27 protein-coding genes and 1 riboswitch are annotated in these 24,771 nt (G+C 41.3%); of the genes, 8 read left to right on the top strand and 19 right to left on the bottom strand.

The genetic code is table 11. The annotated features are described in order from the left end of the window. Positions 1-103 precede the first annotated feature (103 nt). A complete protein-coding gene (gene papB, locus MHH79_RS07530) occupies positions 104-1,198 on the bottom strand; it encodes a di/tri-peptidase (RefSeq protein ID WP_033884222.1) in 1,095 nt (364 codons plus the stop codon). Between the two features lie 165 nt (positions 1,199-1,363). Here papB and MHH79_RS07525 point away from each other — a divergent pair, with 165 nt between their 5' ends. Further along, positions 1,364-1,567 carry a hypothetical protein gene (locus tag MHH79_RS07525; protein ID WP_014476643.1) on the top strand — a complete coding sequence of 68 codons (204 nt, stop codon included), beginning with the start codon at positions 1,364-1,366 and terminating at the stop codon, positions 1,565-1,567. Between the two features lie 37 nt (positions 1,568-1,604). Here MHH79_RS07525 and pfeT read toward each other — a convergent pair whose 3' ends face one another. The 5 genes from pfeT to MHH79_RS07500 form a co-directional block, all read right to left on the bottom strand. Continuing rightward, positions 1,605-3,518, bottom strand: coding sequence for a metal-transporting ATPase PfeT (gene pfeT, locus MHH79_RS07520; protein WP_100506100.1), 1,914 nt, complete (start codon positions 3,516-3,518; stop codon positions 1,605-1,607). 235 nt (positions 3,519-3,753) lie between these two features. Next, complete coding sequence (stoA, locus tag MHH79_RS07515; RefSeq protein ID WP_251218369.1) at positions 3,754-4,251, bottom strand: sporulation thiol-disulfide oxidoreductase StoA; 498 nt, start codon at positions 4,249-4,251, stop codon at positions 3,754-3,756. Between the two features lie 50 nt (positions 4,252-4,301). Then, positions 4,302-5,639: a sporulation protein YkvU gene (ykvU, locus tag MHH79_RS07510; RefSeq protein ID WP_251218368.1), complete on the bottom strand. Its 1,338-nt coding sequence runs from the start codon at positions 5,637-5,639 to the stop codon at positions 4,302-4,304. Positions 5,640-5,756: 117 nt separating this feature from the next. Then, positions 5,757-6,383: a cell wall hydrolase gene (locus MHH79_RS07505; RefSeq protein WP_003232442.1), complete on the bottom strand. Its 627-nt coding sequence runs from the start codon at positions 6,381-6,383 to the stop codon at positions 5,757-5,759. 298 nt (positions 6,384-6,681) lie between these two features. Continuing rightward, positions 6,682-6,876: a hypothetical protein gene (locus tag MHH79_RS07500; protein ID WP_015383518.1), complete on the bottom strand. Its 195-nt coding sequence runs from the start codon at positions 6,874-6,876 to the stop codon at positions 6,682-6,684. Positions 6,877-7,041: 165 nt separating this feature from the next. Here MHH79_RS07500 and MHH79_RS07495 point away from each other — a divergent pair, with 165 nt between their 5' ends. Further along, positions 7,042-7,227: a YkvS family protein gene (locus MHH79_RS07495; protein ID WP_003232446.1), complete on the top strand. Its 186-nt coding sequence runs from the start codon at positions 7,042-7,044 to the stop codon at positions 7,225-7,227. Positions 7,228-7,347: 120 nt separating this feature from the next. Here MHH79_RS07495 and MHH79_RS07490 read toward each other — a convergent pair whose 3' ends face one another. From MHH79_RS07490 to MHH79_RS07470, 5 genes are all read right to left on the bottom strand, one after another. Then, positions 7,348-7,638, bottom strand: coding sequence for a YkvR family protein (locus MHH79_RS07490; protein WP_063336173.1), 291 nt, complete (start codon positions 7,636-7,638; stop codon positions 7,348-7,350). Positions 7,639-8,326: 688 nt separating this feature from the next. Beyond that, entirely contained in the window at positions 8,327-9,262 is a 936-nt protein-coding gene (locus MHH79_RS07485; RefSeq protein ID WP_063336174.1) for a glycosyl hydrolase family 18 protein, read from the bottom strand. A 95-nt stretch (positions 9,263-9,357) separates the two neighbouring features. Next, on the bottom strand, positions 9,358-9,585 hold the full coding sequence (locus MHH79_RS07480; protein WP_015417349.1) for a LysM peptidoglycan-binding domain-containing protein: 228 nt from the start codon (positions 9,583-9,585) through the stop codon (positions 9,358-9,360). Positions 9,586-9,600: 15 nt separating this feature from the next. Further along, entirely contained in the window at positions 9,601-10,800 is a 1,200-nt protein-coding gene (ykvP, locus tag MHH79_RS07475; RefSeq protein WP_340035074.1) for a spore protein YkvP, read from the bottom strand. Positions 10,801-11,281: 481 nt separating this feature from the next. Continuing rightward, positions 11,282-12,028: a glucose 1-dehydrogenase gene (locus MHH79_RS07470; protein ID WP_010334554.1), complete on the bottom strand. Its 747-nt coding sequence runs from the start codon at positions 12,026-12,028 to the stop codon at positions 11,282-11,284. 168 nt (positions 12,029-12,196) lie between these two features. Between MHH79_RS07470 and MHH79_RS07465 the strand changes: the two genes are divergently transcribed. Next, complete coding sequence (locus MHH79_RS07465; protein ID WP_022553431.1) at positions 12,197-12,553, top strand: winged helix-turn-helix transcriptional regulator; 357 nt, start codon at positions 12,197-12,199, stop codon at positions 12,551-12,553. A gap of 580 nt (positions 12,554-13,133) precedes the next feature. Here MHH79_RS07465 and queF read toward each other — a convergent pair. The 5 genes from queF to MHH79_RS07440 form a co-directional block, all read right to left on the bottom strand. Beyond that, positions 13,134-13,631, bottom strand: a complete 498-nt coding sequence (gene queF / locus MHH79_RS07460) for a preQ(1) synthase (protein ID WP_003218613.1) — start codon at positions 13,629-13,631, stop codon at positions 13,134-13,136. 17 nt (positions 13,632-13,648) lie between these two features. Further along, entirely contained in the window at positions 13,649-14,380 is a 732-nt protein-coding gene (queE, locus tag MHH79_RS07455; protein ID WP_340035073.1) for a 7-carboxy-7-deazaguanine synthase QueE, read from the bottom strand. After that, positions 14,373-14,822, bottom strand: a complete 450-nt coding sequence (gene queD, locus MHH79_RS07450) for a 6-carboxytetrahydropterin synthase QueD (RefSeq protein WP_003232462.1) — start codon at positions 14,820-14,822, stop codon at positions 14,373-14,375. Before queD ends, queE begins: the two co-directional genes overlap by 8 nt. Next, complete coding sequence (queC, locus tag MHH79_RS07445) at positions 14,815-15,474, bottom strand: 7-cyano-7-deazaguanine synthase QueC (RefSeq protein WP_014476630.1); 660 nt, start codon at positions 15,472-15,474, stop codon at positions 14,815-14,817. Before queC ends, queD begins: the two co-directional genes overlap by 8 nt. 129 nt (positions 15,475-15,603) lie before the next feature. Beyond that, positions 15,604-15,648, bottom strand: a riboswitch (PreQ1 riboswitch). Between the two features lie 138 nt (positions 15,649-15,786). Then, positions 15,787-16,830, bottom strand: coding sequence for a transporter (locus tag MHH79_RS07440; RefSeq protein ID WP_015383514.1), 1,044 nt, complete (start codon positions 16,828-16,830; stop codon positions 15,787-15,789). A gap of 365 nt (positions 16,831-17,195) precedes the next feature. On the opposite strand from MHH79_RS07440, the gene clpE reads away from it, so the two are divergent. From clpE to motB, 3 genes are all read left to right on the top strand, one after another. Further along, positions 17,196-19,295 (top strand): ATP-dependent protease ATP-binding subunit ClpE, encoded by a 2,100-nt coding sequence (gene clpE / locus MHH79_RS07435; RefSeq protein ID WP_047182535.1) that lies wholly within the window; start codon positions 17,196-17,198, stop codon positions 19,293-19,295. Positions 19,296-19,678: 383 nt separating this feature from the next. Next, on the top strand, positions 19,679-20,491 hold the full coding sequence (motA, locus tag MHH79_RS07430) for a flagellar motor stator protein MotA (RefSeq protein WP_003238984.1): 813 nt from the start codon (positions 19,679-19,681) through the stop codon (positions 20,489-20,491). Then, positions 20,463-21,248 carry a flagellar motor protein MotB gene (gene motB / locus MHH79_RS07425; protein WP_003232473.1) on the top strand — a complete coding sequence of 262 codons (786 nt, stop codon included), beginning with the start codon at positions 20,463-20,465 and terminating at the stop codon, positions 21,246-21,248. The genes motA and motB overlap by 29 nt, the downstream gene beginning before the upstream one ends. A 39-nt stretch (positions 21,249-21,287) precedes the next feature. On the opposite strand, the gene mhqR is transcribed toward motB, so the two are convergent. Beyond that, complete coding sequence (mhqR, locus tag MHH79_RS07420; RefSeq protein WP_003232475.1) at positions 21,288-21,725, bottom strand: MarR family transcriptional regulator MhqR; 438 nt, start codon at positions 21,723-21,725, stop codon at positions 21,288-21,290. A gap of 192 nt (positions 21,726-21,917) precedes the next feature. On the opposite strand from mhqR, the gene kinD reads away from it, so the two are divergent. After that, positions 21,918-23,438, top strand: a complete 1,521-nt coding sequence (gene kinD / locus MHH79_RS07415; protein WP_072557174.1) for a sporulation kinase KinD — start codon at positions 21,918-21,920, stop codon at positions 23,436-23,438. Between the two features lie 27 nt (positions 23,439-23,465). Here kinD and MHH79_RS07410 read toward each other — a convergent pair whose 3' ends face one another. Both MHH79_RS07410 and spo0E read right to left on the bottom strand, forming a co-directional pair. Next, positions 23,466-23,897 carry a hypothetical protein gene (locus tag MHH79_RS07410; RefSeq protein ID WP_041344817.1) on the bottom strand — a complete coding sequence of 144 codons (432 nt, stop codon included), beginning with the start codon at positions 23,895-23,897 and terminating at the stop codon, positions 23,466-23,468. A gap of 85 nt (positions 23,898-23,982) precedes the next feature. Further along, positions 23,983-24,240 carry an aspartyl-phosphate phosphatase Spo0E gene (gene spo0E, locus MHH79_RS07405; protein WP_003218598.1) on the bottom strand — a complete coding sequence of 86 codons (258 nt, stop codon included), beginning with the start codon at positions 24,238-24,240 and terminating at the stop codon, positions 23,983-23,985. Between the two features lie 202 nt (positions 24,241-24,442). Here spo0E and MHH79_RS07400 point away from each other — a divergent pair, with 202 nt between their 5' ends. Beyond that, positions 24,443-24,763, top strand: coding sequence for a YkvA family protein (locus tag MHH79_RS07400; protein ID WP_024572991.1), 321 nt, complete (start codon positions 24,443-24,445; stop codon positions 24,761-24,763). The last annotated feature ends 8 nt before the right edge of the window (positions 24,764-24,771 follow it).

Genomic DNA, 24,771 nt, shown 5'->3' with positions numbered 1-24,771 from the left:
AACCAAAAACATGAAATTAAACCCTTTCGAACATTTGATGATTTTTTTATTTAATGCAGATAAAAAAGGACGATGTCGAGAACAAAGTCCTTTTTTATTTCTATTACGGCAGTATGATTAATTCCTTTGGATATTGGGTCAGAGCAACTGCTCCGTCCTTTGTTACGTGAACGTCATCCTCAATGCGCACGCCGCCGATCTCAGGCACATAAATCCCCGGTTCGATCGTGTAGACCATGCCTTCCTGCAGCAGTGTATCGTTGGCCTGGCTCATTGATGGATACTCATGGACAGAAATTCCGAGTCCATGCCCAAGCCGGTGAGGAAAATAATCACCGTATCCCGCTTTTTCAATGATTCCGCGGGCAGTTAAATCCAGATCTCCGATTCTCACACCGGGTTTGCTTGCCTCAATCGCGGCTTTTTCCGCTTGAAGCACAGTCTCGTAAATGGCCTCCTGCTTCGGATTGATGGTTTTGTATGCAAACGTTCTTGTAATATCAGAGCAATAGCCATCAAGAATAACACCGAGATCAAATAAAACAAAATCACCTTTCTTCAACGTGGCTGTACCAGGATTTCCATGAGGCTGGCCAGATTTTTCTCCGAATAAAACCATTGTAGAGAAAGACATGCCCTGAATTCCTTTTTTCTTCAGCTCATACTCAATTTGAGCGAGCACTTCCACTTCACTGATGCCTTCACGCAAAGCGGCTGTGCCAACTTCAACACCGTAATCTGCAAGCTTTGCCGCCTCTTTCAGCAAACGAATCTCATTGTCATCTTTAATCAGGCGAAATTGATTGAGTGTTTCTTCTGCTGAAACAAATTGAGCCCCGCCCGTCGCATGCTTCAGCTGTTCTGCACGTGATAGCGAGATTGAATCCTTTTCTACCGCAAGCATATGTATGCTGATATTTCGCTTTTTCAAGGCCTTCTCTATCAGCTCCCACGGATTTTCGTGATCCGCATAGCCAATGATTTCATGATTCCAGCCTGCGTTGCGGGCCTGTCCTGCTTCCATTCCTGGACAAACAAAGAAAGGCTCCTCTTCTTGAAAAATAAATAACCCCATTAATCTTTCATGCGGCTCTGTGTAAAAACCGGTTAAGTAAAAAACATTTTCTTTTGTATGAATAAATGCGGCAGTATGCCCCGCTTCCTTCAGCCATGAAGAGACGCGTTGTATTCTATTCACTTCTTGTTCCTCCCTGCCATTTGCAATGCATTGTTCTGTCTTCCATTGTAACAGGTTTTACCGGTGTTTGCCTTTCACGACGCCTTCATTTTCTAATGCATTTTATTTCCTGCTCCTCTTCCTGTATACTGACAGTAACGTTCAATCGCAGGGGGGTTGTTCCGTTTGCTGATGAATTTTTTCAGACGAAAAGCAGTTATGCTCTTAACGGTTTTGGGAATTTCCGCTCCTTTTATCGGGATGAAGATGGTGGGCTTTTATTATTACAGCTCTATCATAGGCTGTGCAGCGGGTTTCCTTTGCTGCATCCTCGCTCTCATCCTGGTTATGAAAAGATCTGATAAAGACAAAAATGAAGGGAAAGCTTGATACATAAAAAGCCAGCAGCCTGATTAGGCTGCTGGTTTTATTTTAGGAGTCTTAATCCGTTTAGTATGACCAAAATCGTGCTGCCCTCATGACCAATCACGCCAAATGGCAATTCCATCACCTGCAAAAAGTTTGCACAAATCAGCAGGCAGATTACAGCTAGAGAAAACACGATATTTTGTTTGATGATCCTGTTCATTTTCCGAGACAAGCGGCACATGTTTACGAGCTTTTTCAAATCGTTTTTCATGAGGACCATATCAGCGGTCTCAAGTGCTACATCTGTTCCGCCGCCCATCGCAATGCCGACATCCGCCGCTTTGAGTGCCGGCGCATCATTGATTCCGTCACCCACCATTGCAATCGTTCCGAATTCTTCTTTTAACCGTTTGATTTCATTCACTTTTTGGTCAGGCAGGCATTCTGCCACGACAGTTGTCATGCCGGCTTCCTTGGCAATCGCTTGAGCCGTGTCTTCGTGATCTCCTGTCAGCATGGCCGTTTTAATCCCAAGTCGGTTCAGTTTTTCCATGACCTCTTTTGCTTCAGGCCTGATTTGGTCCTTCAGTGCGATACAGCCTGCTATTTGATCATCCTTTTTCACAAATACAATTGTATGACCGCTTTGAATGACATCTGATGCTGTTTGTTTCATAAATTGTGCTGCCATTTCCTCGCCGATAAAACCTGCTTTACCGACCTTCCATTTCGCACCCGACACCTCTGCCATAACGCCAAACCCTGAGGTTTCTTCTATAGATATGTAGCCGGACTGATTCACGCCGCGGCTTTCCGCGTACGCCGTTATGGCTTGGGCGAGCGGATGGCTTGATTGCGTTTCGATGGCATAGACAGCCTCAAGAACTTCCGCTTCACTGAATCCTTCTGCTATTCTGATCGTCTCAACAGCAGGCTGGCCTTTTGTTACAGTGCCGGTTTTATCAAAGGCGATCATTTGCACAGAGCCCAGTTGTTCAAGAAAGACGCTTCCTTTCACAAGCATACCGTTGCGGGCGCCATTTGAAATCAGGGACAGCGCCGCCGGCATAATAGAGGCGACAAGCGCACAAGGTGACGCGACAACCATAAACACCATTGCGCGGTAGAAGGTTTCACTCCAGCTCCAGCCCAGCGCAAAGTGCGGGACGAATAAAAGGAGCCCCACCGCAATTAGCACACCTTTCACATAAGCATTTTCAAATCGTTCGATGAAAGCCTGCGCAGGTGAAACACTATTTTGCGCTGATTCAACCAGTTTGATAATTTTTCTGAATAACGAATCTTCATTTGCTTTCGTGACACGGACAGTCAAGGAGCCATTGCGATTCACCGTTCCTGTGAATACAGTGTCGCCTGTATTTTTTTCTACAGGCATTGATTCACCTGTTAAAGCCGACTCGTCAAGGCTTGTCGAGCCCGATTCAATGATACCGTCTGCCGCTACGCGTTCTCCAGGTTTGATCACAATCATATCACCGGCCTGCAAGTCTGAAACCGGAACTCTTTTGGTTTCACCATTGACCATCAATGTCGCTTCTTCAGGCTCAAGCTGCATTAAAGACGTTAAATCTCTGCTGCTTTTATTCATCGTGTATGTTTCTAAAGCTCCGCTTAAGGAAAAAATAAATATTAAAATAGCACCCTCTGCCCAGTATCCGATCAAGGCGGAACCAACGGCAGCGAAAATCATTAAAAGTTCTACATTCAGCGTTTTGGATTCGAGTGTTTCTTCGATTCCTTCCTTTGCTTTAGCAAATCCGCCGATCACAAAAGCCAGCAAGAAAAGTATTATGGATAATACCTGATATCCGGATAAGAGCCAGCCTGCCAAAATAAGAGCGCCTGATACAAGTGCTGCAATAAGCTCCGCGTGCTGTGCCCAGTTTTTTTCCCTCTTGTCTGTTTTCAATGGCTCATGCGGGTCGCGTTGAACGATAACTTGTTCATTCATATCGAATTCTCCTCTCTAATTGAGAACGTAAATCATCTTCATTTCTCTTATAAAAACAAAATCGCTGCCCAAAAGGCAGCTTTATCGTCAGTTATTTCTTGATGTCTTCCTTTATTATAGCACGCAAGAAGAGAATTTCAATTATAATTATTTTAATTTCTTTTTGATAATAATTATCATTAATGTTTATTCACTTCTTCTCTATATGAAAAAAGCTGAGAGTCTATGCTCTCAGCTATTCTTCCGTCCATTCCTTCAGTTGTTCCGCTGTCATCGGGCCAATTTTTGTTTTTTCAATTTCTCCCTTTTCATTCAGCAAAAATGATGTTGGGATCGTAATGATATGATACTCCTTCATCAATTCCCCTTTTGAGTCAAGGACAATCGGGAACGTCAGCTTGTTTGCTTTAATAAAGTCTTCAACGGCTTGCTGATTTTGTTCCGAATTCACTAAATTCACCGTTACCAGCTTTACACTGTCGGATGGATGGGCATCATAAAACGATTGAAACTGGGGAAGCTCCTTTTTGCAGGGCGGACACCATGACGTCCAAAAATGGAGAATTGTTTTTTGCCCTTTATTCGGAATCGAGATGTCCTCCCCTTCTATCGTTTTCATAAGAAAAACAGCGGGAACAGCAGGCTGTTTTTCCTCAGCCTGTGCCGCACCTGGAAACCATGCAATCAACCCTAATAACATAATGTATATAGTAAGCAAGCGCTTCGTCAACATGGAATCTTCCTTTCATGCTTTTCAATTAGCTTGCCCCCGCAGTTCCTATATCATCCTTCAATTCGCGGCGTTCTGGTCCCTCTCATAAGGAATACGGATACCTTCAATGCTTTGCAGATCGTGGCATAGTGCAGGCTCGTCAAAAGAATCATGCCAGTGTTCATTCCAAGGATAATCCCGAGCATTTGCAGATTCTCCATTGATCCCAGTACATACATCATACTTAGCGCAACGATATGGCTCCATACATTGTGATAAAAAGCCTCTTTCACAAAACCCATCCCGATTAAGCACGCCTGCAGCGGCATGACAAACAGATGAAAGAGAAAGTAAGGCCACATCAGCTGCAGGTAATACTGCGCTTCAGGAGAGTGAAAAAACAAATGCGTGAGAGGTCCCGCAAACTGGAACATGACCCAGACGGCAGGTATACCGTAACCTAATGTAATGAAAATCGACTGCTTCAGCCTTTTTAACACGATGTCATACTGAGAAAGTGCATAAGCTTCCGAAATACTCGGTATCATGACGACCATTAACGAATGGGCAATAAAAGCAGGGAACGACCCTATCGTCACAGCCACTCCTGCCAGCATTCCGTATTGATCGATCGCCGCTGTCCCGGCAACGCCCGCAGCCAAAAGAGCTCCTTTTACTAAAAAGGGTTCAATTGCATTGACAACCGCATGAAAAATGCGCAGTCCTGTTGTAGGAATTGAAACAGCAAGCAGCCTTTTCCTTACATCCTTTCCGCGCAAATGAATGTGCTGCTGGCCGGATAACGCCCGCCTTGCCATGATAAATTGTGAATATAAATAAACAAGCACGACCACATCACTCACGACTAGAACAAACAAGGAAATCAGCACAGCCATGTCCAATTCAAATGAGTACCATTGAAAAAAGAGGAATAAGCACAAGAGCTGGATGATTTTTTTCAGCACATTGGCAATTGCGATCTTCCCCATTTTCTGCACACCCATAAAGTAGCCCCTGGCGATTGAAGTAAAGGCGACAACAGGAATTAAGCCGATGACAATCCCTTTAATAAACGGGTGGTATGTATCAAATACCGGTATAAACGGAAGCGCAATACTAGCGGCGGCAGTAGAAAAAGCAGTAAAAATGGCTGTCATTCTGAAAGCGTGCCTCAGCATGCTTTCATGAAGCTTAGGATTTGACTCGGCAATGAATTTAGAAATGGATATCGGCAGTTCCAGGCTCGCGATGACAATAATTAAAAAGATCGTGGGCAAAATACTCATGTAAAGCCCCATCCCATGCTCGCCAAGCTCCCGCGCCAAAATCATATTGACGACAAATTCAAGGCATTCAGCGAAAAAGGCGGCAATGGATAAAAGAATGATCCCTTTCACAAATCGATTCATGATGTCTCTCCTTGTCTCTTGTACTACCAACATCATATGAGACAAGTTCAAAAATTATTTTATTTTTACTCTTTATATGAAAAAAAGCACAGCTGAGACAAATTGTCTCTTCTATGCTTAGACGGCAAAAACGTGTCTGCCGATTTTTTCTACGATTTTTCTTGAACGAATCCAATTATCTGACGCTGTTTTCGGATTATAAAAGAATATGGCATCTGTTTCTCTATTTTTTGAGGACAGCGCTTCTTCGGCAGCTTCAATCGATTCTTTATCAGGCTTTTGGTTAATGCTCCCGTTTGCGACCGGTTCAAAGGCGTTTTTCTGATAAATAACCCCTCTTATCGTATCAGGAAAACCTTTTTTCTCCGTCCTGTTCAGTACAACGCTTGCTACAGCGACCTTGCCTTTATATGATTCTCCTTTGGCCTCTGCGTGAACGAGACGGGACAGCAACTCTTTTTCAGACTGTGTATATGTTTCTTTCTCATCATTTGTTTTGTCCGGTTTATCTTTCTCTTTCTTTTCAGTGTGTGCTGATAGCTTAATCGGTTTTATTTTCTTGTCCTTATCAGCAGACAGTGAAGGGAAAGATTCATTCGTATTTCGATCTATATGTGTAAGCCATTTCGCTTCTTCATGTTTTGTCTTCTTTGCGCTCAGTAGTGAAGCTTGTGTATGCTCAATTTTGGCTGCAGGCATGAAACAAAGAAGAAAAACAGCCAGAGCAGTGAATTTCGTTGTCATACAGTTTCCTCCTTAAAGTGCTCCAAAAAACACTTCATAACCTTAACAAGAGATCCATTCATTTTCACGGAAAAAGATTTTCCAACTCTCCCAAGGAGGTATCAGGATGGAATAAAGAGGATGACTCACTGCTTAATGGCAAAAAAACAGCCTGGAATTCTATAAATATTGTCAAATTAAAACATGTTTATCCATCTTTTACATTTTACATTTTATTTACACCTGTTACAGACAGCTGTAATAAAAGGCTTGTATTCTGTCATATATGATAAAAAGGCTTCTCACGTATGAGAAACCTTCAGCTTCTTGGCTGTTCTAAGTATTGAAAGATAACATCTCCGCCTTGCTGGGCAATTCCTCGGAAATGTTTAAAATCATCTTGTTTAGATAACACGGCCCTGAAATTAAGAAAATGCTCTTTCTGGACTCTCAGTTCGGTTATGGCGCCGGTGCGCAGCTGTTCAATCATTTCTGTTATTTCTTCGGGACGCAACGAAAATTCCCCCCTTTTCTTTCTATTGACGAAAATCAATATATCATCTTTATAGCGACAGAACAATTCATAAGGGAGATAAAACTCCTTATCGCTTTACTTCTCAATGAAAATACTGCAAAATACTTTCAAAAGGCATTATTATGTTTAAAGGAGAGGAAGCTTGTGAAAATCGCTAAGGTTGGGAATGTCATTGAATTTAAAAACGGATTAACCGGTGTTGTTGAAAAAGTAAATGAGAATTCTGTTATCGTTGATGTGACAATCATGGATAACTATCGGGATCTTGAGTTAGATTCATTGACAGTTGTTAATCATAAAAATTATAAGATCATCAGAGACTCCTATTAAAACCTCCTTATTTCCACATTTATTCAAAAAACTGCAAGACGGACAATTTAACACCTTACATATGAAATTCGCTTTCTCAAAAGCTGCCGGCCGGCAGCTTTTTTACATAAAAAACACCGATCATGAATCGGCGTTTTTGTCTATTTCCGTTATTTCTATATAGAACTCGCTGACGGACCCTGGTTCGTACAGGTTGGTCAAAGATGTTGAATAATTTGTCATTTCCCCCCGGAAGGCAAGATCGCGTTCCGGAACCTCGACATTAAACGTTTTTTCATACAACAGGACAGCGATATCATGGTAAATCTCACTCGTAACGTTTAAGGTAAATGCAATTTTACGCTTCGGCTCGCCCTCCTCTTGATATGCAGCCATTTCTAACGTTACATTGTTTAACCGCAATGTCTTCACTTCATATCACTCCTTTATAGTCCATGCATCTTAGCATACCTTAGCGAATGTTTACAATGAATCTGTTCTTAACGGTTATATGAACCAATTCATTCGAAAAGACACCTTTACAAACATACGTTCGTTAAATTATAATAAAACAGACGAGCTGCCATCCAGCATCCCGTCTTTTCATTAGAAAGCGGCGAGTGGAATTCCCCCCGGATTCGCTCGTCTTTTTTATGTAAAACCCCCCTCATTTCTGAGGAGAAACTATATGGTCGATTACAACAAGTCATGGTTCTCCATGCGTACCTTGGCGCCGAATTCCCCATTCTTTAATGAGATAACCCCGCATCCATTCAGGAAGTATATGAGGTAAGTTTTTAAAGTTCTAGTTATTCGTGCGCTTCCATATCGAGCCTGAACAATTCTGAATGAAATGCAATAATCCCGCTATCAAGGTAGCGTGTGTATGACATAAATCATGGAAGCAGAATAAATTCAAGTCATCCGTAATTACTTGAAATGCGTTCTATAACATAAGTTTGAATGTGTATTTCAAGGCCTCGTATAGAACATTTCGGGACAAGGGTCTATGGAATGCCCTCACTGTTTTACCCGCACTCGTAATAAACACCTTTCAGTATGTCCAAGATTTAGAGATTCATTGCAATTATCTTCGAATTTTGCTTTGAACTATAAATCATTATATATTTTTAAACACTGTATTCCAGACTGACGCATCCTCTTGTCCAAGACTCCAGCTGCCAAGACCTTTCAGATTATATTTTTGAGCGAGTTTTATTTTTGCTCTGAGTGACTGTTCATTTTCAAACCATAATGTATATGTTCCCGAAGGCAACAGCCCCTTGTTATCGTGATTGACAGTAAAAGTAGCTTTTGGAGATTGACTCTTTGTGTCAAAAATAATTGTCCCATTATGCCTTTTTACTAATGAGTCAACAAGGTAAAGGGGAATGGCTTGAGAGGCAGATTGGCCTTTCATCCAACAGCGGCCATAGAATGGCAATCCTAAAACTAGTTTTTGAGGAGAGATTTTTTGGGTCAGAGCATATTGAATGGACTTTTCCACCCATCCTACACTTGCAGTAGGCCCAGCAAGGTGGCTTTCATCGTAGGCCATAATCATAAGGTAATCTGCATATTTAGCTAAATACTCGTAATCATATGATCCGTGCCAGCCCTTCGTCCAGCCAAAAGGATTTGCCGCCACTGCAACTGATACTTCTTTTTGTCTAGGAATACTTTTTCTTACCAGTCTAACAAAATCTATAAATAGATTCCGGTCTTTTTCTGTAAGGTTTTCTATATCGATATTAACTCCGTCCAAATCCAGTTCTTCTATTGCATGAGAAATTTGTTTAGCTAAAAGTACTCGGTTCTTTAATGCAAATCGTCCCAAATCCTGATCCCAATGATTGCTTAGAAAAGGAACTACTTTTAATTTCCTTCTATGAAGAGCTTTAATCACATCGGGATTAGCTGAACGGAGAAGTAATGATCCATCTTTTCTGATATAGAAAAAATCAGGAGACACAACATTTAATACTCCGTTCGTTTGATCAACGTGTTGAATAAAATCCCATCCTAATCCAGAATAGAAATAGCTCATTTGAAACATCTCATAACCCCTTCATCCTCAAAAATATCAATTCCCTACAAATAAAAAAATGAGGATTATCGTTTCAATTTGTTTCGTTTCCGAAACCTCAAAGATTACCTTTCTTTTATCTTTATAATTTGTCCAGGATAAATTCTATCTGAAGAAAGCTTATTAAGATTCATAAGTTGTTGTACCGGGATATTGAAGGATTTAGAAATCGTCCATAATGTATCGCCGGATTCCACATGATATACTTCGTATGTCACGGGAAATTCCATATAACGAGGCGTTCTTTTTGCTTTATTCGCTTGATTTCTTATTTTAGGTATTTTCCCCTTCATTCATATTACTCTCCTTTAGAAAAATATGTTATCAATATTTCTAAACAGTTTCTCTCTAATCTTAATGATTTGTCCAGCATATATTTGATCTGATTTGAAATGATTAAGCTCCATGAGTTGCTGCAGGGAAACATTATACTTCCTGGCAATTATTGATAATGTTTCACCGGGAGTAACATGATGGATCACGTATTTTTCTTTGAGAACATCTACATAATGAATGGTTTCCCCTAAGTTTCTTATAATTCCTCTGCTTTTTAGCACCTCAAGCATTCTCTCGGCTCTATGCAGATAGGAATCATTCTTTACAGCCTTTTTACCGTTTATCTGAATCTTTTTTCTCTCGCTATCATGATTCAAATAGTATTTCACCTTTTCCAATGTTTCTTTTGGGGAGGAAGAAACGATGAAATCGCGGCCAGGTTTGAATTTACCTCGAACTGCTGGTGTATCCGATGTCAATAAAAACCCCCCGGAACCAAGAATCTCATAGGTGCGTTGCGTAAGTTGGCTTTCACAGTTTTGCAAACCGATAATGATTTTTGCTGAACTGTAAACTTTATATGCTTCAGTATAATCAAGGTATCCATGGATCCAATTGCGGGGAATTTCTCTTCCTATATATTTACTCATTTTTTCCCAGTTTCTCCCCCAAAAATCAATGCGAATACCCTTCCGTATAAGAGGACGAATCAGCGTTTTTAAAGAGGACGAACGGAACACTTCCGGATGTTCTTCAAGAAAATTAGGGTAAGCATTAGCCACCACTGCTATATCACAACTGTATTTTGCTAATGGTTTAATCTGGTGATGTATACTTTCGTGAAAAGCAAAGTCTAAGTGAGCTGCTTTAATCCCCATGCTTTCATAAGTTTTACACAGAGAAGGCGTAACCGTGAAAACAAAATCTGGTTTCATCTTTTTAATTAACGGGATAGTAAAGTTTTGAGTGTGCAGCGGGTCTTCAGTTGCCCAATAAACGAGAGGGATATTCACCTTTTTAATAGCGTTGCGAATCCAGGCCTGCTTTTCCCTTGAATGCTCTGGTGTCCATCCCATAGATACTATTAGATCTGGTTTAAATTCGTCTATCATTTCAGTGATATTTTCCCGACTTACAGGACCGGAAATCATTACGGTATGTCCTGCTTCCCTAAACCCATTCGGTAAACCATAGAGCCACATGGGATGACTCTCAAGGAAAAGAATTTTCACACATTTCCATCCTCTCTTTCACTTTTTAATGTCTACTTTATTGGTATGTATATGTAATATAACTTGTCGCGGTACTAGTCTATAAAAAAACGTTCAGGTGTGAGATCACGTGATAGCTTGTGTGGGATGCCCCACAAAAAAAGAAAGGAACCTACAACATATTTTCCTATGTGGCTATTCAGGTCATAAGGATTCCTTTAAATATTTTCAAAAGTATTAGAATACAAGGACAGGGATATTATTTTTTATTAAAAGTCAAGAGCCCCCGTTACTTTAAGTACATTTATTCACAAAGTAATCTTTTTTACAGGTCATTTAGTGGTAGCCCCAGGGAAATGCGAATTTACAACGTTAATCAAATTCAAACATAAAAAAGTCGAATTCCCTGTCCTTTAAGGAAAACGACTTTTTTATACGACTTCTTCAAGTAAATCCCCATTAACCTTTTTTGGGGACTATTTGTAATCTCTGCGCAGTGAAATTATACCTGTGCTAGCCCGCCATCTACGAACAATTCAACACCCGTCAAGTAACTGCTTTCGTCTGAAGCAAGGAAAGATACAGCGTTTGCTACTTCTTCAGGGGTCCCAACTTTTCCAGCTGGAACAGTATTTCTGGTATTTTCCATTGCTCCTTCAAGTGCATCACCAAAAAGCTCATCGTATGCAGGTGTAAGAATAACTCCTGGACTAACCACATTTACACGGATTTCAGTACCTTTTAGGTCAAGAATCCAGTTGCGAACTAGTGCTCTTAAAGCTGCTTTAGATGCTCCATATACACTAAACGCTGGGTTGCCAATTGATCCAGCAGTAGAGCCCGTTACAATAATAGAACCTACTTTGTCCGGGAATAGTGATAACGCTTTTTGAACAGTAAAGATGGTTCCTTTAACGTTAATGTCGAACGTTCTATCAACCTGCTCTTCAGTAATTTCACCTAATGGAAGGAAGTTGCCGATGCCTGCATTAGCAAAAAGAATGTCCAACTTACCTTTTTCCTGCTTTATAATGTCATATAGTTTGTCTAAGTCTTCAAGCTTAGAAATATCACCTTGAACACCGGTTACGTTCTTGCCAATTTGGTTAACAGCTTTATCAAGTTCGTTTTGTCTACGTCCTGTGATATAAACATATGCACCTTCGTTTACAAACTTTTGTGCTGTAGCAAGACCAATCCCACTTGTTCCACCCGTTACAAGCGCTATTTTACCTTCAAATTTACCCATACTTAACACTCCTTTAGAATTAATATTATTTTATGTCTGGTACCTTTAAGTACTTGAAGAACAACTTACAAGATATAGTATCCTTCAGTAAGCACATTATCGGAAGTACCCACTTTTTTGTGATATAGTAACTAAAAAGTAATAAATGTGGAATGGAGAGCTTTAGACATGAAAAAATTTAGCTGTGGGTTTGAAGTGACAAAGGAAGTTATTGGAGGAAAATGGAAAGGCCTTGTATTATACTTTTTAATGAATGGACCAAAGAGAACGAGTGAATTAAAGCGCATTATCCCAAATATAACTCAGAAAATGCTGATTCAAACACTTAGAGAGCTTGAAGCCAGTGGACTTGTGAGCAGAAAGATGTATAATCAAGTACCGCCGAAGGTTGAATATTCATCCACTGAACTTGGAGAATCTCTTAAACCTATCTTGCAGGAGCTCTGTCAATGGGGAAGCCATTATGCGGAGCAAGAGTATGCAGAAGGTGAATATGAAATTGTACAACCAGAACAACTAAGTTAGGATTGATGTAGCTGCTGAAGTAAATGCTAAACAACTTCAATACCATCACCTAACAGATGAAGAACAGTCAGAAATAAATGAGATATTCAATTTTGAAAGTGAAGTTCTAATAAGAAGTGTCATGGACTATATTCAGGAGAACTTTGATGAAATTCAAAAAAGAGCTGTTTCAAATGTTAAAGAGAAGGTTCAGAAACTTAGCCAAAAAATAATGAAGATATTGATAATAATATTTAATGCCTATGATCTCTAGATAGGCATTTTTTCTTTCGGATAAAAAAGAAAAGACGTACAAATTGTACGCCTTAATCTGCTTCTGTACTATCAATTTTTCACTGCATAAAAGTCACAGTTCAGGTTGCACCTCAGGTCACACTTTTTAATACAATTCCCATGAGTAGAGCCATTTTCAGGTGTGACTTTTCCCACTTTTATTGAGCTTAGTGCGGGTCACACTCCGGTCACTTCGGGTCACACTTCGCTGTGACCAGGTCACATTTCCGCTGAAAATTAACGCTGAATGTTCGGATTTTACTGTGACTCCACTTCCTTTTACACTCCGTATCACACAACGGAATAATTAACGATTATCAATTGTCTCCGGATACAAATCATGGTTCATCATACGGTATTCGGCCATTTTCTCATACTTCGTGCCAGGTTTTCCATAGTTTGTGTACGGGTCAATGGAAATTCCGCCTCTTGGCGTGAATTTGCCCCATACTTCGATGTAGCGCGGGTCCATTAATTCGATCAAGTCATTCATGATGATATTCATGCAGTCCTCGTGGAAGTCACCATGGTTTCTGAAGCTGAATAGATACAGCTTTAATGATTTGCTTTCCACCATTTTTTCATCAGGAATGTAGCTGATGTAGATTGTCGCAAAGTCAGGCTGCCCTGTTTTAGGACATAAAGATGTGAATTCCGGACAATTGAATTTTACAAAGTAATCACGGTTTACATGTTTATTCGGGAAGGATTCCAGCACGTCCGGTGCATATTCGAACAAATAATTTGTACCTTGGTTGCCTAGCAATGTTACACCTTCTAATTCTGATTCTTTTCTTGTCGTCATGTTCATCTTCCTTTCTATTATACTCCGCGTTTGTTGCCCCATAACAGGGTGTGCAGCTGCGGGAGCACTCTGACGAGATTCAGCTCCGCATCGACAGCTACCTTATCAACAAGCGCTTCATATTTTCCAAGCAAATGTGCAATCAGTGACTGATCATCTGTCGTATGCACGTCATCATTTCCGACTTGTAAATAAAACGGGATTCCCGGATACCGCTTGTGCACAGTTTTGGCAAATTCCAGATCTTCATCATTAAAGATGACAACCTTCAAGCTGACAGCATGCTGTCTATCATTCTCTTGAAGTGAAGTTAAAATGTGGTCAAGCTTTTGAAAGTTCGTTACCATTTTTGAGCTTGGCGGTTTTGGAGAAATTGTCAGGTCATCAATCAGCGCAAACCAATCCTGATAAACGGTCCCTTGAGTTTCAAGCGCTGCACGGATGTTATTTTCCTTCAGCAGTTCAATAAAAGCATCCAGCTGTTTTAACAGGGCCGGGTTGCCGCCTGAGATCGTCACATGAGAAAACGCGTCTCCCCCAATGTCCTTAAGCTCCGCAAAAATCTCCTCCGCCGTCATCCAGCGAATATCTTTTTTAGCAGACCCGTCCCAAGTGAAAGCGGAGTCACACCAGCTGCAGGAATAATCGCAGCCGGCTGTCCGGACGAACATCGTTTTCTGTCCGATCACCATGCCTTCTCCTTGAATCGTCGGGCCGAAAATTTCTAATACAGGAATTCCTTTAGCCATTCAAACCACCCTTTTTCGGACGGTAGACACAGTAGCTTGTCGGTGTTTCACGGACAAACACCTGTACACAGGTCGGCTTATTCTCCAAAGTGTCTAAATAAGCCTGTACGTTGTCATAAATCGTTTTCGCCACGACTTCAGTTGTCGGCAGCGAATACCGGTCGTCCTGAGAAAAATCTTCATGATCATTTAATAGCGTGTGATCATAGTTTCCGTGCACCAGTTTTTTGAGTACGCTGAAATTGACGAGGAAGCCGGAATCGTCAAGTTCGTCGCCGGCAACGGTTATATTTACGGTATACGTATGCCCGTGAACCCTGCTGCACGCTCCCGCACTTTCCCTAGGAATAAAATGAGCGGCTGAGATATGCATGTCCTTATTCAGTTCAAACGAATAAGGATGCTGGGCCTGCGGATAAATTTGAGATAACAATTTATGCACGCTCTCCTTTCATCACCATATATTCTTCATAACCTTTTGAACGAAGATGACATGCCGGACATTCGCCGCAGCCGTCGGCGATGATGCCGTTATAGCATGTCAGCGTGTTGTTTTTCACAAACTCCAGCGCGCCAAGCTCATCTGCAAGCTTCCACGTTTCCGCCTTATTGAGCCACATGAGAGGCGTATGAATCACAAACGGCTTCTCCATCGCCAGATTTACCGTTACATTGCAAGATTTCACGAATTCGTCACGACAATCAGGGTAACCGCTGAAGTCTGTCTCGCAAACTCCTGTAATAATGTGGCGCGCGCCAATTTGGTAAGCCAGGATAGACGCAAAGGATAAGAAAACCAAATTGCGGCCTGGAACGAATGTGGATGGCAGTTCGCCGTCTTTTACTTCTATCTCAATATCATTTCTAGTCAAGGCATTCGGTGCAAGCTGATTTAAAAGTGACATATCAAGCAAATGATTTTTCACACCAAGCTTTTCCGCAATGGATTTTGCCACTTCAATTTCCTGCGAATGTCGCTGATTATAATGAAAAGTCACCGTTTCGACTTCTTCGAATTCTTTTAAGGCCCACAGTAAGCATGTGGTGCTGTCTTGGCCGCCGCTAAATACGACAATTGCTTTTTCTTTTTTCATGATTCCTCTCCTTCTCCGCAATAAAAACGTCGGCGAGAGACATCGCTACAGCTAATTCACGCAAAAAAACACCTTTTTTCGGAAGGTGCTCTAGAAAAACATAAAAAAGGCCGTATCCAAGGATACAGCTCGTCCTTAGTTTTTTATAGAGGGTGTAGCTAGAACCTCTCCCGCATATCGCACGGATTTTCTTCAATTTTTTCACTTCTGCTATCTTACCATAATGTTGTTTTTCTTGACAATAAAAAAGTCAGTCCCCGGTTCCAAGATCAATTATCGCTCTATAGTGACGGTTCGCTTCATTATATATATTTATAAACTGCGCCGCCGAGGAGCTTTTTTGCAAAGCAAAGCGCCTATGAAGGCCAGGCTCACATAGCCAAACAAGGGATAAATCGTTGAAATAAGCCTGCCGTACCCTATTTGGCTCGTAATATAAGCCGTGATCATAATGGCCGCAAAGATATATTTGCTTTTCACTGGAAGAAAGCTTTGCACTTGTTTTTCTAATCCATATAGATTACCGATAACTGATGTGAACACTTCTCCGAAAATAATGAGTAAATAAATCAAATGGACAGATCGTGCAAAGAGATAAACCACTTGCGCCATCGGTATATCATACAAAAATACATCCGGAAGAGTCGACAAAGACAGAAAACTCGCGGACAGCACAATCGTCAGCATCGTGCCTCCGATTAAAGCGCCTTTTTTTATCACTTTCTCCGATGACATTTCATTCGCCAGCGGAACCAAAACCGCTTGGGCAAGCGATAAATTCAAAGCCCCGTAAGAAACAGCTGATAACAGCCAATCCCAGCGATGCGGCCAGACCCACTGAGCTGCGTTTCGTGATTCGCTGAATATAAAAGAGTCGGCCACCACAATCATTGAAAAGATGATTAAAAGAGGAACAACAAACACATTGACACCGAAAATGCCTTTTACTCCTCTAGTCATTACAATTAAACTCAGACCGATTGTAATGAGCATCCCAATCTGAGCGGACATCCCCAACTGTTCCTCAAAAAGCGCCCCTGCCCCTGAAAGCATAACAGATGTAACTCCAAGGAGAACAAACAGCATAAATACATTGATAATCCGCCCAGCCGTCGCCCCGAACAAAAATATGTTCATTTCTTGATATGACTTGGCATTGATTCGCTTTGAAATGATCATCAGCTTGGCCCCCAGTAACGTAAACATTCCGCCGCTGACGAGAATGCCGAATAAACCGAACCAGCCGAACTTCAGAAAAAACTCAACAATTTCCCTCCCAGTCGCAAATCCAGCTCCGACTACTGTGCCGACATACACAAAAGCAAGCTGACTTGCAGACCCTTTTGATTGTTCCATTTCTTCCCTCCGAACGAACCGCAGTTTTGTCCATATATGCCTTTTTATAACCTATGAGACAAGTTCCTTGAAAAGACGAAGAAAACATGTTTTACTTTGTAACAAATCAAAAATTTTTTGTGCATAAGACTTGAAAGTCAAAGATAGTCAGAGTATACTATTAATCAAAGTTGGTCAAACAAGCCGGCCTTTTTTAAAAATCAATTGGTCAAAGATAGTCAAATATTCAGTCTGCTTTGAGCATATTGGTTTGAATGCCGTTAAGTTTGCCGTATACTAATAGTCAAAGAAGGTCAAATCCAATAGACCTTTTTATTCACTTTCATTGGTCAAAGAAGATCAAATTATTAAGGAGGTTTTGGCAAATGCGTTGTCAACATTGTCATCAAAACGAGGCGACGATTCGCCTTAACATGCAAATAAATTCCGTTCATAAACAGATGGTTCTTTGTGAAACTTGCTATAACGAACTGACCCGTAAACCTTCAATGAGTATGGGTCCTCAATCTTTCGGATTTCCGTTTGAACAGGCATTCCAGCCGAAAGAACAGAGCGCAGCAAAACAAAGCGGAAAAAAAGGGTTGCTTGATGAGCTGGCTCAAAATATTACAAACGGTGCAAAAGCCGGTCTCATTGACCCTGTCATCGGCCGTGATGATGAAGTGGCGCGAGTGATCGAAATTCTAAACCGCCGGAACAAAAACAATCCGGTTCTTATTGGTGAGCCGGGTGTAGGGAAAACTGCCATCGCTGAAGGGCTCGCTTTAAAAATTGCTGAAGGTGATGTTCCAAACAAACTGAAAAACAAAGAGCTGTATTTGCTTGATGTTGCATCCCTTGTTGCAAACACAGGGATCAGAGGCCAATTTGAGGAGAGAATGAAACAGCTCATCACTGAGTTGAAGGAACGAAAAAATGTCATTCTGTTCATTGATGAAATTCACCTTCTCGTCGGCGCAGGCTCTGCAGAAGGATCAATGGACGCCGGCAACATTCTCAAACCGGCCCTAGCCAGAGGCGAACTGCAAGTCATTGGCGCGACAACACTGAAAGAATATCGCCAAATCGAAAAAGATGCCGCACTGGAAAGACGTTTTCAGCCTGTCATGGTGCAGGAGCCTTCAATTGAACAGGCTATCCTCATTCTGCAAGGGATTAAAGACAAATACGAGGCGTACCATGGCGTAACATTCAGTGATGAAGCAATCAAAGCGTGTGTCACTTTATCTTCCCGCTACATTCAGGACAGACACCTGCCGGATAAAGCAATTGATTTATTAGATGAAGCAGGTTCAAAAGCCAACCTGTTAATTGATGAATTGAATGATGAGGATGCCGCTGAACGCTTAACTGCAATTGAAGCCGAAAAAACAAAAGCCCTGGAAGAAGAAAATTACGAACTGGCGGCAAAACTCCGTGATGAAGAACTCGCATTGGAGAAAAAACTGAACAGCTCCTCCGCTCATACCGCTGTCACTGTGGAAGCTGAGCACATTCAGGAAATTGTTGAACAAAAAACAGGCATCCCTGTCGGCAAACTGCAGGCAGACGAACAAACGAAAATGAAAGAGCTTGAAGCAAAACTTCATGAACGCGTGATCGGACAAGAAGCCGCTGTTCAAAAAGTGGCAAAAGCGGTAAGACGAAGCCGCGCCGGATTAAAATCCAAAAACAGACCAGTCGGCTCCTTCCTCTTCGTCGGTCCTACCGGCGTAGGGAAAACAGAGCTTTCTAAAACACTGGCAGATGAATTATTCGGGACAAAAGACGCTATTATCCGACTCGATATGAGCGAATACATGGAGAAACACGCCGTATCTAAAATTATCGGTTCACCGCCTGGATATGTCGGCCATGAGGAAGCTGGACAATTAACTGAGAAAGTGCGCCGCAATCCTTACAGCATTGTGTTGCTGGATGAGATTGAAAAAGCACACCCAGACGTTCAGCATATGTTCCTGCAAATTATGGAGGATGGCCGTCTGACAGACAGCCAAGGCAGAACCGTAAGCTTCAAAGACACTGTGATCATCATGACAAGTAATGCGGGTGCTGGTGAGAAACAAACGAAAGTCGGTTTCCAATCAGATGACAGTGTCATCGAAGAACAAACATTGATTGATTCACTGAGCATGTTCTTTAAACCTGAGTTCCTCAACCGTTTTGACAGCATTATTGAGTTCCGCTCATTGGAAAAAGAACATCTTGTCAAAATCGTCAGCCTTCTTCTTGGAGAACTTGAAGAAACATTGGCTGAACGGGGCATCAGCTTGAATGTGACAGATGAAGCGAAAGAAAAAATCGCTGAACTTGGCTATCACCCTTCATTCGGTGCACGTCCGCTTAGAAGAACCATCCAAGAATGGGTTGAGGATGAAATGACCGATCTGCTGCTTGATAATGGCGAGATCACAAGTTTTCACGTGATTTTAGAAGATGATAAAATCAAAGTGCGAGCGAAATAACAATCAGCGGTTTCCTTTTAGGAAGCCGCTTTTTTTATGCTTTCATACTCTTGACTTAGAAAATACGGTCCCTTCCCCTGAAGCGCTACTTCCCTTCATCCTTTACACTTTTTTTAAGGAGGGATGGAACATGTTTATATACAATGAATATGTATTTCTACTATTATACGAATACCATCTGAAGGACAGCTTGCAAGCAAGCTGCCAATTTCAGTAGACCCCCGGGCTTTTAAATTTTGGAGAGCCCGTTTTTGTTTATTTCTCCCTTCTATGCCTCTTCCTTGAATATTTCATGAACAAATTCACAATGTCCCTAAAGTTCCGGGCACCAAAACCGATATTAACCATAGACAAGCTAGTAAAAAAGGATTTGGTGAAAAACTATGGATAAAACTTCGTTAATCGGTATTATTCTTGCTTTTGTGGCATTGAGCGTCGGGATGGTTCTGAAAGGCGTCAGTTTCAGCGCCCTTGCAAACCCCGCTGCCATTTTAATTATTATCGCCGGGACAATCTCAGCAGTCGTTATTGCGTTCCCAACAAAAGAAATTAAAAAAGTGCCTGCGCTGTTTCGAGTCTTATTTAAGGAAAATAAACAGCTCACAATAGAGGAACTTATTCCTATGTTCTCTGAATGGGCTCAGCTTGCACGCCGCGAAGGTCTGCTTGCTTTAGAAGCAAGCATTGAGGATGTAGATGATGCTTTCTTGAAAAACGGGCTCAGCATGGCTGTTGACGGGCAAAGCGCGGAATTTATCAGAGATATTATGACAGAGGAAGTCGAAGCAATGGAAGACAGGCACCAAGCCGGAGCCGCTATTTTTACACAAGCGGGAACGTACGCCCCGACACTTGGAGTACTCGGTGCTGTAATCGGGCTGATTGCCGCTCTCTCTCATATGGATAACACAGATGAGCTTGGACACGCCATCAGTGCTGCCTTTGTTGCCACACTTCTCGGTATCTTTACAGGGTATGTGTTATGGCATCCTTTCGCAAATAAATTAAAACGAAAATCAAAACAAGAAGTAAAACTGCGTGAGGTCATGATTGAAGGTGTTTTATCCGTTTTAGAAGGACAAGCACCGAAAGTCATCGAACAAAAGCTTTTAATGTATCTTCCTGCGAAGGACCGCTTGAAATTTGCAGAACAAGGAGAGGCGCAAAATGGCGAGAAAAAAGAAGAAGAAGCATGAGGACGAGCACGTTGATGAATCATGGCTCGTTCCTTACGCCGACATCCTTACTCTTCTCCTGGCATTGTTTATTGTGCTGTACGCGAGCAGCTCGATTGACGCAGCTAAGTTTCAAATGCTCTCAAAATCATTTAATGAAGTCTTTACAGGCGGAACCGGTGTACTGGACTACTCCAGTGTCACTCCTCCTGAAAACGAGTCAGACGGCATCGATGAAGTGAAAAAGGAAAAAGAAGAGAAAGAGAAAAACAAGAAAGAAAAAGAAAAAGCAGCTGATCAAGAAGAACTTGAAAATGTGAAGAGCCAGGTGGAAAAGTTCATCAAAGATAAAAAGCTGGAACATCAGCTGGAGACGAAGATGACTAGTGAAGGCCTTCTGATTACGATTAAAGACAGCATCTTCTTTGATTCTGGAAAAGCGACCATCCGTAAGGAAGATGTGCCGCTTGCAAAAGAGATTTCAAATCTTCTTGTGATTAACCCGCCAAGAAATATCATTATCAGCGGACATACTGATAATATGCCAATTAAAAATTCTGAATTCCAATCAAACTGGCATTTAAGCGTCATGAGAGCGGTAAACTTTATGGGGCTCCTGATTGAAAACCCCAAGCTCGATGCAAAAGTGTTCAGTGCCAAGGGTTATGGCGAGTATAAACCGGTGGCTTCCAATAAAACTGCGGAAGGCCGAAGCAAAAACCGGCGGGTTGAAGTTCTCATTTTGCCGAGAGGCGCAGCGGAAACAAATGAAAAATAGCAAAAAAGGAAGCCTTGTGACATATCAGGCTTCCTTTTTTTACTTATTATGAAACTGTTTTGCGTTTAATCCTACTCTTTTTAACATTTCGGTGCACATCTCTACCTCTTCTTCGCTTAATACGCTGATCATTTCATCAATTTCAGCAGCGTGATCAGGGAAAATATCGTTCAAAAGACCGATGCCTTTTTCAGTAATTTGCGCAAATGTCACTCGCCTGTCTGTAGGAGACGCTTTCCGAATGAGAAGTTCTTTTTGCTCCAGCTTATCTACAACGTATGTGATGCTCCCGCTAGCCAAGAGAATTTTATCTCCTATCTGCTGCAGCGGCTGATCGCCTTTATGGTACAAAAGCTCTAGCACAGCAAATTCAGTCGGATTCAGCCCATGCTTATGAATATGCTTATTCATATGATCGTTAATAGACCGATACGCGCGCGACAGCACGATAAATAACTTCAGTGATTTTTCTGTCATGTCTCAATCATCCTTTTAGAAACCGTTACAGAGAAACATTAATAAACAAAGACCAAAATGTCAATAAAAATCTTTCCAATATTTCTCTTCTTTTTTAAAATGTAAGCTTGCCAACACCTTTTTCTAATTTTTTTGGTTATTTTTTCTTATTAAAGAAGAAGAAACAATGATATAATACCTCTAATCAGGTGTATGTTGGAGCGATGCAAATTGAAAATACTAAAAGGCGCCTGCGGGAGAGTCAAACTTTATATCATACTGGTCGTGATTCCGGCAATCGTCATCAGCTTTTTCGTATATGAAAAAGAAAAAGATACAATAGCTGCAGAACATAAACAAGAAGCAAGTGTCCTGCTAAACCTTCACCGCAACAAAATCAATTATTTAATCGGAGAAACAATGGCGAGAATGACCTCCTTGTCCATCGCCATCGACAGACCGGTTGATATAAAGAAAATGCAGTCAATTTTGGAAAAGACCTTTGATTCAGAGCCGAGATTTTCCGGTCTCTATTTTCTCAATGCCAAAGGAGACGTCACCGCAAGCACAACCGAATTAAAAACGAAAGTAAACCTGGCCGACAGATCTTTTTTTACAAAAGCAAAGGAAACTAAAAAGACAGTCATTTCAGATAGTTATTCGAGCAGAATTACTGGTCAGCCAATTTTCACAATTTGTGTGCCTGTTTTGGACTCAAAACGTAATGTGACAGATTATCTTGTCGCAGCAATTCAAATTGATTATTTGAAAAATCTCATTAACTTACTGAGCCCTGATGTTTATATTGAAGTTGTGAACCAAGACGGGAAAATGATTTTTGCGAGCGGACAAGCCTCTCATGCAGAGGATCAGAAACCTGTCAGCGGATATCTGGATGATATCAGCTGGAATATGAAAGTCTATCCGAACCCGGTCACAATAGAAGAACTGACGAAAAGCCTAGTGCTTCCGCTTTCATGTATTATTGTTCTGCTGAATATCCTATTTATTCTCGTGCTGTATTATTTGCTGAAGCGGCAGACCCAGCTGGAGCGCTCAGAAAATGAGGCGCAAAAATTAGAGCTGATCGGGACGCTTGCTGCCAGCACAGCCCATGAAATCCGTAATCCCCTCACCGGCATAAGCGGCTTTATTCAGCTGTTGCAAAAGAAATATAAAGGTGAGGAAGATCAGCTTTACTTCTCCATTATCGAACAGGAGATAAAGCGCATCAATCAAATAGTGAGTGAGTTTCTTGTTCTCGGCAAGCCGACAGCTGAAAAATGGGAGCTGAACTCACTTCAGGACATTATCGGAGAAATTATGCCGATCATTTATTCTGAGGGCAATCTATACAATGTTGAAGTCGAATTACAGTATTTAACCGAGCAGCCCTTACTCGTAAAATGTACAAAAGATCATATTAAACAAGTGATTTTAAATGTAGCAAAAAATGGCCTCGAGTCAATGCCTGAAGGAGGCAAACTGACGATCTCCCTGGGAGCTTTAGATAAAAAAGCCATAATCAAAGTTGTGGATAACGGTGAAGGGATTTCTCAGGAAATGCTGGATCACATCTTCCTTCCCTTTGTTACTTCTAAAGAAAAAGGAACCGGTCTCGGCCTTGTTGTTTGTAAACGGATCGTGCTGATGTACGGAGGCTCTATTCATATTGAAAGTGAAGTGCGAAGAGGCACAGAGGTGACAATCACCCTCCCTGTATCCGCTTCATAGCCCCCCTGACCATGTCAGGAGGGTTTTTTATCTTCGTGATCGGGCATTGCCATTCGATTTGCTTGCTGGTCTTCCAGAAAAAAGGATTTTGATGAAACGCAACAGCATTTTCAAAAGCAAAAAAAACATAAAAAATACTAAAAAACCCTTTATACCTTCCGTGGCATCTAAAAACTCCATATTCCCTCTCCCCGTCACCTTTTGCTGAATCTCAATCGCAAATACGATGACAATGATGACTGTAACGGTATAGATAAAGGACAAGGCTGTCATACTCCATTTAGAAAGCCATGTAAACACAGCGTGAGTGACGCCGAAAAAGAATATGCCAAAAATGCCGATCACCCAAAAATGCATTTCTTTGTCAGTTAAATCAATGCCAAATATTCCGCATAAGGAAATAAAAGCATCATGAAATTGATTGACCATTTCGGTAATGAGAATCGCCAGTTCTTTCATTAGTTCCCTCTTTCATATGAATTTTTCCCAGAAAAAAAGAGCGCTTCCGAAAAGCTCTCTCTTTATATATGCATCTGATAGGCCGCTATTTATTTGCATCATATGCTGGCATAACATCTCTGCGGGGCCACAAGCCTAATTTCTTTACAAGGCCTTGAATCCCTTGGGAATGTTCGTTTTCTTGCATAAGCTGGTGATATTCATTTATTAAACAATCCAGCTCCTGACTGTGCCTGATCGTGTCATGCCCTGTAAATCCCTGCTTTCTAGCGGCATCTATCATTAACTTTCTTTTTTCATCAATAGACACCAACAATCTTTCTTGTTCAGAAGAACCGCCCATTCACTTCACCCCTCGCCGCTAAGAAATAGGAAACAAGTTTGATTGGGTTATTGTGCATTATTACAGATTATACTTTATTTGTAAACATATTTTCATTAAATAAGTTAATTTTTCAGGTATAATAGATATATTGATAGGATTAGAAGAACAATACCCAGGTGAAGAATATCTTAAACACGCCGCCAGGCAGGAGGTATGCCCAATGAAGAAAAAGAATGCAATTATGCTCGGAGCGGCAGGCGGAAAAGCAATTTTGAAAAGGAAAAACCGAAAAAAATGTATTCAGCACATCACTACTTTTTTTCAGATGCTTCGCGATTGGCGAAATGGCGACTACCCTCGTTCACAGGTTAAAACACTTTTGCTGTTAACTGCCGCAATTCTGTATATCGTCATGCCGCTCGATATCATTCCAGACGTAATCCTCGGTCTTGGGTTCATTGACGATGCAGCTGTTTTAGGTTTGATTTGGACACTGATTAAAAAAGAACTGTCACAGTATGAAAAGTGGCGTTTGCAATAAATATAAAA

The organism is Bacillus sp. FSL K6-0993 (assembly GCF_037977205.1).
GTDB lineage: Bacteria > Bacillota > Bacilli > Bacillales > Bacillaceae > Bacillus > Bacillus subtilis.
Note: the sequence above shows the minus strand (reverse complement) of the source record. Positions and strands in the feature narration are given on the sequence as shown.

Bases quoted from the DNA above. Each gene is read 5' to 3' on its own strand.
- pfeT (WP_100506100.1), bottom strand. From the start codon at position 3,518: ATGAATGAACAAGTTATCGTTCAACGCGACCCGCATGAGCCATTGAAA.
- stoA (WP_251218369.1), bottom strand. From the start codon at position 4,251: ATGTTGACGAAGCGCTTGCTTACTATATACATTATGTTATTAGGGTTG.
- ykvU (WP_251218368.1), bottom strand. From the start codon at position 5,639: ATGAATCGATTTGTGAAAGGGATCATTCTTTTATCCATTGCCGCCTTT.
- MHH79_RS07505 (WP_003232442.1), bottom strand. From the start codon at position 6,383: ATGACAACGAAATTCACTGCTCTGGCTGTTTTTCTTCTTTGTTTCATG.
- MHH79_RS07485 (WP_063336174.1), bottom strand. From the start codon at position 9,262: ATGTTTCAAATGAGCTATTTCTATTCTGGATTAGGATGGGATTTTATT.
- MHH79_RS07480 (WP_015417349.1), bottom strand. From the start codon at position 9,585: ATGAAGGGGAAAATACCTAAAATAAGAAATCAAGCGAATAAAGCAAAA.
- MHH79_RS07470 (WP_010334554.1), bottom strand. From the start codon at position 12,028: ATGGGTAAATTTGAAGGTAAAATAGCGCTTGTAACGGGTGGAACAAGT.
- MHH79_RS07465 (WP_022553431.1), top strand. From the start codon at position 12,197: ATGAAAAAATTTAGCTGTGGGTTTGAAGTGACAAAGGAAGTTATTGGA.
- queF (WP_003218613.1), bottom strand. From the start codon at position 13,631: ATGACGACAAGAAAAGAATCAGAATTAGAAGGTGTAACATTGCTAGGC.
- queE (WP_340035073.1), bottom strand. From the start codon at position 14,380: ATGGCTAAAGGAATTCCTGTATTAGAAATTTTCGGCCCGACGATTCAA.
- queC (WP_014476630.1), bottom strand. From the start codon at position 15,474: ATGAAAAAAGAAAAAGCAATTGTCGTATTTAGCGGCGGCCAAGACAGC.
- MHH79_RS07440 (WP_015383514.1), bottom strand. From the start codon at position 16,830: ATGGAACAATCAAAAGGGTCTGCAAGTCAGCTTGCTTTTGTGTATGTC.
- clpE (WP_047182535.1), top strand. From the start codon at position 17,196: ATGCGTTGTCAACATTGTCATCAAAACGAGGCGACGATTCGCCTTAAC.
- motA (WP_003238984.1), top strand. From the start codon at position 19,679: ATGGATAAAACTTCGTTAATCGGTATTATTCTTGCTTTTGTGGCATTG.
- motB (WP_003232473.1), top strand. From the start codon at position 20,463: ATGGCGAGAAAAAAGAAGAAGAAGCATGAGGACGAGCACGTTGATGAA.
- mhqR (WP_003232475.1), bottom strand. From the start codon at position 21,725: ATGACAGAAAAATCACTGAAGTTATTTATCGTGCTGTCGCGCGCGTAT.
- kinD (WP_072557174.1), top strand. From the start codon at position 21,918: ATGTTGGAGCGATGCAAATTGAAAATACTAAAAGGCGCCTGCGGGAGA.
- MHH79_RS07410 (WP_041344817.1), bottom strand. From the start codon at position 23,897: ATGAAAGAACTGGCGATTCTCATTACCGAAATGGTCAATCAATTTCAT.
- spo0E (WP_003218598.1), bottom strand. From the start codon at position 24,240: ATGGGCGGTTCTTCTGAACAAGAAAGATTGTTGGTGTCTATTGATGAA.
- MHH79_RS07400 (WP_024572991.1), top strand. From the start codon at position 24,443: ATGAAGAAAAAGAATGCAATTATGCTCGGAGCGGCAGGCGGAAAAGCA.